Below are 10,206 nucleotides of genomic sequence, written 5' to 3' on the forward strand. Positions count from 1 at the left end.
TTGACGGTTGCGGACTTGTCACCAATGTCACAAGTGTGTGTTAAGTGACAGGACGGCCCGCCCAAAATCGCTATATTCTGGTCAAAATCTCTGGTGCGGGAATTGCTTGAGGATTTGAAAGTTTCATCAGCCGGGAAACACCATGATCAAAACCGTTCGCCACTACCACCAAATCACCAAGCACACGACCGAGGCCTATGCGCCGTCGCCGGGGTTTTTGGATTGGGACAGCCAGCCCGATCCGTTCCGCCGCTTTGTGGGGGCTGAACGCATCAAACTGCCTTTGGTGTCGGGTGAGGACTTGGCCGATTATGATCAGCTGTACCAATCGGGCGCCGCGCCCAGCCAGCCGTTTGATGTAAACGGCCTGGGTTTGTTTTTGGAACTGGCGCTGGGTTTAAGCGCGTGGAAAGAGGCGGGGCCCGACCGTTGGGCGTTGCGCAACAATCCGTCCAGCGGAAATCTGCACCCCACCGAAGGTTACGTGTTGGTGTGGCAAAGGTGCGAAGGCGTCACGCCGGGGCTGTATCACTACAACGCCCTTGATCATGTGTTGGAACGCCGCGCCCGGCTGGAGGAGGGTTTGGCCGAAGAGCTTTCCACGGCGCATCCCAAAACCTATGGCGCGGTGATGCTGTCCACCATCACGTGGCGCGAAGAATGGAAGTACGGCGCGCGGGCACTGCGCTATTGCCAGTTGGATGTGGGGCACGCTTTGGGCGCACTGAGTTTTGCGGGCGGCGTGTTGGGCTGGGGTGTGTCTGTGGACGGTGCACCGGGGGACGATCTATTGGCCGCGCTGATGGGTCTGAAAGACTTTGGTGAGGCGGAGCCGGAATTGGCGGACGTTTGCGCCTTTATCGGCGATCGCCCCGAAGGCGCTTTCCCTTGGGAAGATGTCGCGCAAGCGCTCAGCGATTGGGCGGGGCAGGCCAGCGTCGCAAGCCAAGAGCGTGTGGCGTGGCCGCAAATCACCCAGGTCATTCCTAGCCTGCACAAACCGGACACAGCCGCGTTGCCGTCTTATGGGGCGCAGGAACATGTGGAGATACCCCCATCAGATGCGGGCAATGCAACAGATTTAATCCGTCAAAGACGCAGCGCCCAGCGCATGGACGCCAAAACGGGTATGACACGGGCGGACTTCGAACGTACCTTGGCGCGCACGCTGCCCCAGGGCGAAGGCGGGCCGCTGGCCGTGCTGCCCTATGCGCCTGCGATCAATCTGCTGATTTTTGTGCATGACGTGGAAGGGTATGAGCCGGGGCTTTATCTGTTGGTGCGCAACGTGGACACCTTCGACAATTTTCGCCGGGCGTGTGATGCGCCGGATTTCAAGTGGGACAAGGTCGCAGACACAGCCTTGCCGCTTTGGGCTTTGGACGTGCCGGGGGACTATCGCAAGACCGCGTCGCAACTCAGCTGCTATCAAGGCATCGCCGGGCGCGGCGCGTTCAGTTTGGGCATGTTAGGCGCGCTGGGCGCCGCCATGGACACAGAGGGCGCGTGGGCGTGGCGCAGGCTGCATTGGGAAGCGGGGCTGATCGGCCAAGTTCTGTATCTGGAGGCCGAGGCTTCGGGCGTGCGCGGCACCGGAATCGGGTGCTTCTTCGACGATGATGTGCACCGCTTAATTGGCTTGGACACGGGCGAAGATGCGCCGTGGCAGACGCTTTATCACTTCACCGTCGGCGGGCCCATTGAAGACCAGCGCCTCAAAACCGCACCACCGTATGCGCATTTAAACGATCGTCAAACATAAAAGGGCCGCCCGGTTGGGGCAGCCCTTTAAATCAATGCTCGGGGGTGAGGCTTAGCCAGCCAAGGAGCAAGACAAATCTTCTTCGATGACGCCGGAATCGACGATTTCGATGATTTTTCCGTTTTCTTCGTTGGCCGGGCAGCCACAGGCGTAATCGCCGCTGGCTTCGTGCAGTTCAGCTTGTTTCAGGTGCCAAGCGGCAACTTTGCGGTGGTCGTCTGCTTTCATCGTCAGTCCTTCCCAAATCCATAACTAGAGTGATTCAAAAGTAATATAGTGCAATATCGCGCTATGTTGCACTGCGGTCAATGCTTGATTGGATTGGATTTTATGATTTTTGGGGAAAATCAGCGGATCCGCTTCAAGGTGAAGCAGAAGGTTGAGCCTTGACCTTCTTGGGAGTCCACATGGATTTCGCCGCTGTGGGCATCGATGATGGATTTGGAAATGCTCAGCCCCAGACCGGTGCCTGATTTTGAGCGCATATCCGACGCATCCACCTGGGTGAAGCGATCAAAGATGTCGTCGCGCAGATTGCCCGGAATGCCGGGGCCGTTGTCTTGGATTTTGACCGTGGCATAGGTGCGGGTGAGATCGATGGAGATAATGACTTCGTCCCCCGCTTCTGAGAATTTCACCGCGTTGGACAGCAAATTGGTCATCACTTGAATGATGCGGTCGCGGTCACAGCTGACATGGGCGGACGGCAAGGTGGCGGACGTGTCCAGCTTCACATCGTGTTTGGCGGCGAATCCTACATTGGCTTTGATGCCTTCAACGACGACGTCGGCCAGATCGATGTCTTGGAAGTGGAATTCCATCTTGCCTGATTCCAATTTTTCCAAGTCCAAGATGTCGTTGACCAGTTCGATCAAACGATCCGCATTGCGTGACGCCACGTCCAACATGTCTTGGGCTTTGTCGGACAACTGGCCCAAGGCGCCACCGCCGAGCAAGCCTAAAGTGCCCTTCACCGCCGTGAGCGGTGTGCGCAACTCGTGGCTGATGACGGCAATGAACGCGGCCTTTGAGCGGTCCAAGTGGGTGCGCTCAGAAATGTCGTGGACCACGCCCAACATGCGCAGTGGTTTGCGGTTTTTGTCGCGATAGACCTTGGCACGGCCCTGTGCGTAGCCCACGGAGCCGTCTGGACGCACGATGCGGTGGGTGATTTTATAGGGCTCGTCACTTCTCAGCGCTTTATCGACGGCGGCTTGCACGGCTTCACGGTCGTCTTTATGGATGCATTCCATGAAGTTTTCGAATGTCGCACCGAAATCGTCGCGGGATCGCCCAAAGATGCGATAGATCTCATCCGTCCAGCTGATGGCCCCCGTCTGGATGTCCCAATCCCAAGAGCCCACATGCGCGATCTGTTGGGAATTGAGCAGGCGTTCCGTTTGTTCTTCGATTAAGGCGTCATTGCGCGCGCGCTGTTGCAAGTCGCGCCAAATCAGCCACATGGCGACAATCCAAAACAGGGCGATGCCCAAAATTTGATACAGGGCACGGGTATGAATTTCTTCATTGAGGCCTTCTATGAATCCGTGTTCCGGCAGGACCAAAATGGTCCACCGGGTGTGTGCCACCGGGATGGAATGTTCTACTGTTTTTAAATCGATGTCGCTCAGCAACACATTTTCACCCAACTGGTCGCGCGAGCCTTCGGCCATCATTTCGATCAAGTTGGGGCGGTCGGAATGCACCAACACGATCCGATGGCCGGGCAGTTGAAAGCGTGAAATCATACGTATGATTTCGGTTGGATAAAAACTCACAAACAAAATGGCGTCTTCGCCGGACGGCATCTTCCATAGGGTCATCATGTCGAAGTGAAAGTTGTTCGCCATGGGGTGGATGAACGGCTTATACCCTTCAGCCAAGGTCTGGGGGTCCAGCAGGTCTTCGGTGTGGTGGGTGTCCCAAAAGCTTTCGATGTCGCGCTGACACACGGGGCCGACGAACTGGCCAAAATCGTCGGGGAACAGACCGCCGTCCGGCCCGCGCACGGTGAAGGCGAAGTGATTGGGATATTGCTTTTTCAGCAACCTTTCCAAGATGCCCTGCGACAGGCTGCGTTCGCCGTTTTGCATAAAGTGATACAGCAGCGTGGCGTTTTGTTCAGCGAATAGGTTGAGTTGGCGGGTGCGTTCACGCACAAAGCTGCTGATTTCGGCGCTGATGGAAATGCCTGCATTTTCCATCAGGCTGGATTGATAGTCTTGTTGGATTTTGAGCGCTGAGCTCATGGACCAAATGACAAAAAAGACACCGACAAACGCCGCCGTGCTCACCACATACGTCGAGATGTCGTGCCATGGACGAAACGCACTTGCGTGCGGGGGACGAAACGCACCTGCGTGCGGGCGCGGTCGCTTTTGATCAGGTCGGTTCGGCGACATGTTAAGCTCTGGCTTTCCCCATTTGGCAGGCTCCAGCCTGCGCATCCTTCAAATGTTAAAGGGGAACACCTCTGTTGTCACTCAGAAGCGGCAGCGTGCGCTTAAAGCTCACGGTTACTTGGCTTTTGGCTCAAGCGCCGCTAAGGCCTTTTCTAAGTTCTTGGACATGTGGCCCATCACGTCCATGAGCTGCTTGCGCTCTTTTTTCTTGATGCCGTCAAAGGCGGTTTTGTGCACGGCTTTGGAACCCTTGGTGAGCTTAACTTCCAGCTCGCGCGCCATCCCGGTCAGATGGATGCGCATGGCGCGCCGGTCTTTGGGGTCGGGTTCGCGGTAAATCAAGCAGTCGCGTTCCATACGTTTAAGGGTATTGGACATGGTCGCCTGTTCGATTTTGACGCGTTCGTACAGTTCGCGCTGGGTCAGGCCGTCTTGTTCCCAAAGGCAGAGCAGCACCGGAAACTGACCGGGTGCGACGCCGTGTTCTTTCAGCTGGTCGTTCAATGACTGGGTCAATAGACGCGACAGATGATTGATAACATTGGTGGGCGACTTTTCAGGGTCCTTGGACATAACCTGATCCTCAGTGAAATATGTATGCAAGCTGATGGATTAAAATAGTTCCCTATTATTAAAGCATAGTTAGTTTAGCTTTGCATTGTTTTGAAAATGTGAAGTTACGTTCGTTTTAGCTTCAGCCCGCCGACAAGGCCCAAAATGACCCAGCCCAGCATCAACAACACGCCGCCGAACGGTGCCGCGCCTTCGACGGGGACAATCATCAGCTCGCCAAAGCTGTAAAGCGTTCCGGAAAACAAGAAAATGCCCAGCATGAAGCTTGCCCCGGCCACGTGCAGGGCCTTGGTCGGCCAGCCGGGTTGTGACGTGCGGATCATCAGCCCGACGCCCATCAAGCCCAGCGCGTGCCACATCTGGTATTGCGAACCCATCATGAAGATGTCGCGGATGTCGGGCGTATCGCCCAAGCTGTGCCAGCCATAAGCCCCAGCGGCCACGGCCAGTGCGGCGTTGAGGCCAGCTAAAAGCAACCAGGTGTTCATGATCCATTCCCTTTTCTTAACGCATTTTTGAGCGTTTCTGATGTATCACCAAATGATGGTTTTGAGAAACGCCCTTTTTATTTTGATGTTCCCGCTGGCAATCTTGGCGGGTGGATTGGCTTTGTCGGTGAGCGCACCCACTGTGCCGTTTTCCTTAAGTGCCGCAGTGGCCTATTTGCCCTATGCACTTTGTTTTATCGCGGCCATTGTCGGGGGCTGGTTTAAACGCCCGCGTGTGGTGTTGATGGCGGGCCTAGTGGCGTTGGCCCATGGCGTGGTGCAGGGCTTTGTGGCCGACACCAACATCTATGATCGTGAACCGGGTCTGACGGTTGTTTATGCGGCACTGGCCGTGCTGTTCCCCATCAATGCGGTTTTGATTGCGCTCAAACCCGACCGCGGGCTTTTGTCGGTGGGGGTGCTCAATCGTGTTTTGTTTGCCTCTGTCCAGATTGCAATTTTGATTGTGATTTGGGACGCAGGTGCGGGCGCGCATGCGCTGGCCGATGAAATCTTGCACCTGCGCGCGTTCGACAAGGTTTGGGATCAGTGGACTTTGTTGCCGCAACCGGCGCTGATCTTGTTTGTCAGTGCAAGCTTAGGCCTATTGGCGCGGGCTCTTTGGAATGGCGGCGCGCTGGACGGTGGGTTGTTTGGCGCGGTCGCGGTATCGGCCTTGGGCCTGCATGCGGCGGGTGACGGGGCGCTGTCGGCGATTATGTTTTCTTTGGCGGGCGTGGTGCTGTTGGCGGCGGTGGCGCAAGAAAGCTATCGTTTGGCCTTTATCGACGAGCTCACGGACCTGCCTGGACGCCGCGCCTTGATGCACGATTTGTTGGCACTCAGCGGTGACTATACGGTAGCGATGTTAGACGTGGATCACTTCAAAAAGTTCAACGACACCTATGGTCACGATGTGGGCGATCAAGTCCTGAAAATGGTGGCGGCGCGCATGATGGCGGTCACCGGGGGCGGACGGGCCTTTCGTTATGGTGGGGAGGAGTTCACGGTCCTGTTCCCGCGTAAAGATACAGACCATGCCGTCAAACACCTTGATAGTTTGCGCCAAGCCATCGAAGCCTCGTCCTTTATGCTGCGCGCCGAAGACCGCCCTGACCACAGACCCGAAGGGGTGAAGGCCAAGCAGGCGGCAAAGAGCAAGAAGCAGCCTTCCAATATGGTCAGCGTCACCATTTCCATCGGTGCGGCAGGACGCGAAGAGGGGCAGACACCTGAAGACACGCTCAAGGCCGCCGATGAAGCGCTGTACCGCGCCAAGGACGGCGGGCGCAACCGTGTGTCGATCTAGGTGTAATCTCGTTTCCTAAACTTGACGAACCATCCTTAGAAGCTTTCAAAACCATTTGAATGATGATTAAATTGGTGTGTTATGACGTTAGAAAGCAAGACGCATCTTCATCACGTTGCGAACCTCATCAAAGGGAAGGGTATCACAGCTGAAAAGCTCAGCGATGATCCGGCCATTGGGGTTGCTATTCATTTTCAAACGGAATTCTTGGATTGTAATGCGCGGTTTTGCGAGATCACGCAATATGCGCGCGATGAAGTCATCGGTGCGAAAGCCTGGATTTTCGTTCCGCCAGAAAGCATCGAAAAAATATTGAAGCAACTCAACATGCTTTCTGAAACGCCTTATGAAGTGACCGCCTTGAAAAAAAGTGGGGCACCCATGCAAGTGGAAATCACCGGGCGCAACTTTGATTTGGGCAAAGGGCAGGCCGCGCGGGCGATTTTTGTGCGCGAACTTTGTGCTTGATCCGCGCAGTTATCCACTGAATCGTTAAATTCGCATATAAGCACACGCGCATAAAAAGGCGATTTCAAAGCCTTTTGCAGTGCAATGACGGTGCACCCTTTGTGGAAAACAAAGCGTTGTTCGCACGCCATTTGGGTGGCACCATTTTCACAGATCAACACACGACACGGACCTGCTTGCAGGGACGGGTCGGGAGAAATCGGGAAGGTCGCGGGGCTTGCTCCAAGATGTTCCAGATGGATCTTCGAAGCGGGTGACCGCCAAGAGCGTTGATTGAGGGAAGCTTGCTTCCCGGCGTGCTTGGCGCGGCGCTCAAAGGACGGCCTTTCCCGGTTGTTCACTTGAGCGCAGCACTGGCAACGTCGCTCAAGTCTTTCCATGTGTGTTCGCGCACATCTCATGGATAAGACGGTTGGGGTGAGCGGGTGAGCGCAAGCTCCCCACCCATCTCACACACGGCGCAAGCCGTGTCGCGCCTGGGTTCGGCGCTTTGACCAAGTGGGACCTCGCGAAGGCGACTTCGTGTTGGCCTTGAGCCCTCGGTGAAGGTGTGAACCTTTTGCCTGAGGTCAGGGCTTCGCCAAGTGGCTTGGTTTCGCGTTTCGGCTTGAGACCAAACAGCTTCGGCGATGATGACGGGGAAGAGCTGAGCTCTTCTCCGTTTCATCATTTCTGGGGAGATCTTATTGCACCGCACCTTCATCAAAATGTGATCGCTTGGGTCATGCCCTTGTCATGGCTTAGTGGTGGAATGATTTGCACGCAATCCCCATATAAAGCCCACACACTGGGAGGATAACATGTCACCAAAAACGCTGTCGCATTTGATTGAAGAAATTCTCACGTTTTGGTTCGGCGCGCCCGATGACGCGGATTACGGCAAGCCGCAGATGAAGTGGTTTGAAAAAAATGATGACTTCGATGCCCAAATTAAACAGCGTTTTGAACAAGTCATGATCGATGCGCGTCAAGGCAAGCTCGATGACATGGCGGAGAGCCCTGAGGGTGCGGTGGCGTTATTGATTGCGTTGGATCAATTTCCGCGCAATGTCTATCGCGGTTCGGCCCAAGCGTTTGCAGCCGACGCCCATGCGCGCCGCATCGCGCAGCAGGTTTTGGCCCGCGATTTTGATGAACAAGTGGCACCGGTGATGCGCAGCTTTATCTATCTGCCGTTCGAACACTCCGAAGACTTGGCCGACCAGGAACGGTCTTTGGACTTGTTTACCAAGCTGGGCGGCAACGGTGTGGAGTGGGCCCAAAAGCACCACGTCATCATCGAACGCTTCGGCCGCTTCCCGCACCGCAACGAAGTCTTGGGCCGCGATAGCACACCGGAAGAAACCGAGTTTCTGACACAGCCGAATTCGTCGTTCTAATTCAGTTTAAGCCTTCAGACCACAGGCCCCATTGGCACATCCAGCGGCTGCCGGGCAGGACGGCATTTGCGGCTGAGCCTGACCGCCGACGTTGGGCGCAGACAGCCCTTTAACCAAGTCCTTAGAGCCACACGTCGGGCACGCAAGCTTCTTGGCCTTCAGCTGCGCCATGCAGTCGTCGTAGTTGTCGAACTGTTCGGCAAACTCATGGTCTTTGTCGCAAATCAGGGTGTAGGTGATCATGCTGGCTCTCTCGCACGTTTAAAATGTTGGCCTGATATAGTCGGAAAAGGGGTGTTTGTGAAGGGCACCCCTTTATTTTCTATAGACTTGCAAATCGTCTTTTGGTTTAACGTGATATATTCATACATATATAAATTGTGCTTGCCGGTGGGGGGCTTACCTTGAGTAAAGTTAAGACAGGCGTATTGATGATCGCTGGAATTGTGGGTGTCATTGGATCGTTTGGGTCATTTATTGGTTTTTTGCCCAGTGAATGGATTTCTCAAAATATTCCTGAGCTATTGGTTGGTTCCACAACTGCGGGGGTAGACTTATCAGCAGGCAAATATGTTATGGACCTTTTTTGGGTTAAGGCCCTTACGTCACTATTTATCATTTTAATTTTATCTGTTCTTGTCCTTTTCTATTTCCTGTATCGCAGTAGTGGCTGCGAGCAGGGCAAGTGTGCGGACTTTGTGGAATTAACGAAAAATGCGGATCGGTGTTCGGAAGATCTCAATGCGCTTCAGACTAAATTCGACAATGCCATACTTCAGCATGGCGGAGTTGTTGCCGAAAAAGAAAATGCCGTTCGAAACTACGATAAAATCGTGGACATTGTTTCGATGTTGGCCAATAAGCAATACCCTGGTGACGAAATTCCTCAGATCATCTTCCAGAAAATCCAATGGGATGTAGAGGTTCGCGCGAATGGCGATTGTATACTCACACAGACTTATGAAATTATGGCGAAAGAGAAACCACTTCATTTCTGGTCAACGTATATGGAAGCGGATCCAGAAGTTCCTGAAATAGTATCACCGTTTTGGACGAAGAGTGGGCGTGAGTTTGTCACTGCGACAGACTTAACAAATGATAATAATGGCATTGCGATTTTGCCTTATGATTTATCGCAGCGCAAAAGGCGGGACTCAATCTATTTTTTACCGGCTATCCCACAAGACGAAAGTCGCAAATTCAAGGTGAGCTATTTTTGGGAAGGGTGGGCACAACGTTTTATCGAAAAGGGGATGATGGACCATGAGTTGGACTACAGCAAAAGCCTTCCCGATATCATATGCGAAATGAAAGTCTCTGTGGAATTCGATACATCATTTGGTGTGGTCGAATGCGAAAACAAAAACCCCCACTTAGATGGAGATACGCTTAATCAGACATCAAGGAAATGGGTTTTCGAGAACCCGAACAGGCCGCTCGGTAGAAACAAGGTTCTACTGACTTTTAAGCAGCCAAATAAGCAATAGAGTGTTTTGAGCGTCACAAAAGGTCAACCGCCACGACCACCGCCGCCGCGACCAAGTTGAAGGGTATGACGCTGTTCATAGAATGTGCTCATGTTGTCGTTGCCTACCTAGCAAATTGTTATTTAGAGAATTATAGCAGAATATGGTGATTTTCAGTGAAAATTTAAGTCTAAAAAGAGCGCATTGCAAGTGTTAAACGAATATTTTAGGCTTCTGCATCCTTGTGGTTGCGCCTCATGGTTCGCTCATAAACGTAAAAGCTAGATGTGAGGGCGATACGTGCTTGATTCAATAACAGCGGACTATCTTTAAATGGCACCAAAAGGCCGCTCGGATAA

Annotated in this window: 10 protein-coding genes; 5 read left to right on the plus strand and 5 right to left on the minus strand. The window is 53.8% G+C overall.

The window, feature by feature from the left end; genetic code table 11:
* The first annotated feature begins 142 nt into the window (after window positions 1-142).
* On the plus strand, window positions 143-1,762 hold the full coding sequence (locus tag V5T82_RS16675) for a SagB/ThcOx family dehydrogenase (RefSeq protein ID WP_332896804.1): 1,620 nt from the start codon (window positions 143-145) through the stop codon (window positions 1,760-1,762).
* Between the two features lie 51 nt (window positions 1,763-1,813).
* On the opposite strand, the gene V5T82_RS16680 is transcribed toward V5T82_RS16675, so the two are convergent.
* From V5T82_RS16680 to V5T82_RS16695, 4 genes are all read right to left on the minus strand, one after another.
* A complete protein-coding gene (locus V5T82_RS16680; protein WP_332896805.1) occupies window positions 1,814-1,990 on the minus strand; it encodes a hypothetical protein in 177 nt (58 codons plus the stop codon).
* A 119-nt stretch (window positions 1,991-2,109) separates the two neighbouring features.
* On the minus strand, window positions 2,110-4,164 hold the full coding sequence (locus V5T82_RS16685) for a sensor histidine kinase (RefSeq protein WP_332896806.1): 2,055 nt from the start codon (window positions 4,162-4,164) through the stop codon (window positions 2,110-2,112).
* Between the two features lie 114 nt (window positions 4,165-4,278).
* A complete protein-coding gene (locus tag V5T82_RS16690; RefSeq protein ID WP_332896807.1) occupies window positions 4,279-4,737 on the minus strand; it encodes a MarR family winged helix-turn-helix transcriptional regulator in 459 nt (152 codons plus the stop codon).
* Between the two features lie 104 nt (window positions 4,738-4,841).
* Window positions 4,842-5,225 carry a DUF423 domain-containing protein gene (locus tag V5T82_RS16695; protein WP_332896808.1) on the minus strand — a complete coding sequence of 128 codons (384 nt, stop codon included), beginning with the start codon at window positions 5,223-5,225 and terminating at the stop codon, window positions 4,842-4,844.
* Between the two features lie 40 nt (window positions 5,226-5,265).
* Here V5T82_RS16695 and V5T82_RS16700 point away from each other — a divergent pair, with 40 nt between their 5' ends.
* The 3 genes from V5T82_RS16700 to V5T82_RS16710 all read left to right on the plus strand — a co-directional run bounded on the left by V5T82_RS16700 (window position 5,266) and on the right by V5T82_RS16710 (window position 8,381).
* Complete coding sequence (locus V5T82_RS16700) at window positions 5,266-6,534, plus strand: GGDEF domain-containing protein (protein ID WP_332896809.1); 1,269 nt, start codon at window positions 5,266-5,268, stop codon at window positions 6,532-6,534.
* An 81-nt stretch (window positions 6,535-6,615) separates the two neighbouring features.
* Window positions 6,616-7,002, plus strand: a complete 387-nt coding sequence (locus V5T82_RS16705; protein ID WP_332896810.1) for a PAS domain-containing protein — start codon at window positions 6,616-6,618, stop codon at window positions 7,000-7,002.
* 800 nt (window positions 7,003-7,802) lie between these two features.
* Complete coding sequence (locus V5T82_RS16710) at window positions 7,803-8,381, plus strand: DUF924 family protein (protein ID WP_332896811.1); 579 nt, start codon at window positions 7,803-7,805, stop codon at window positions 8,379-8,381.
* 6 nt (window positions 8,382-8,387) lie between these two features.
* On the opposite strand, the gene V5T82_RS16715 is transcribed toward V5T82_RS16710, so the two are convergent.
* The gene (locus V5T82_RS16715; RefSeq protein WP_332896812.1) at window positions 8,388-8,624 is read right to left on the minus strand and encodes a DUF1178 family protein; all 237 of its coding nucleotides are present in this window, start codon (window positions 8,622-8,624) and stop codon (window positions 8,388-8,390) included.
* Window positions 8,625-8,785: 161 nt separating this feature from the next.
* Here V5T82_RS16715 and V5T82_RS16720 point away from each other — a divergent pair, with 161 nt between their 5' ends.
* A complete protein-coding gene (locus V5T82_RS16720) occupies window positions 8,786-9,868 on the plus strand; it encodes a hypothetical protein (RefSeq protein ID WP_332896813.1) in 1,083 nt (360 codons plus the stop codon).
* Window positions 9,869-10,206: the final 338 nt, after the last annotated feature.

Origin of the sequence: Magnetovibrio sp. PR-2, assembly GCF_036689815.1 — a bacterium.
Classification (GTDB): domain Bacteria; phylum Pseudomonadota; class Alphaproteobacteria; order Rhodospirillales; family Magnetovibrionaceae; genus Magnetovibrio.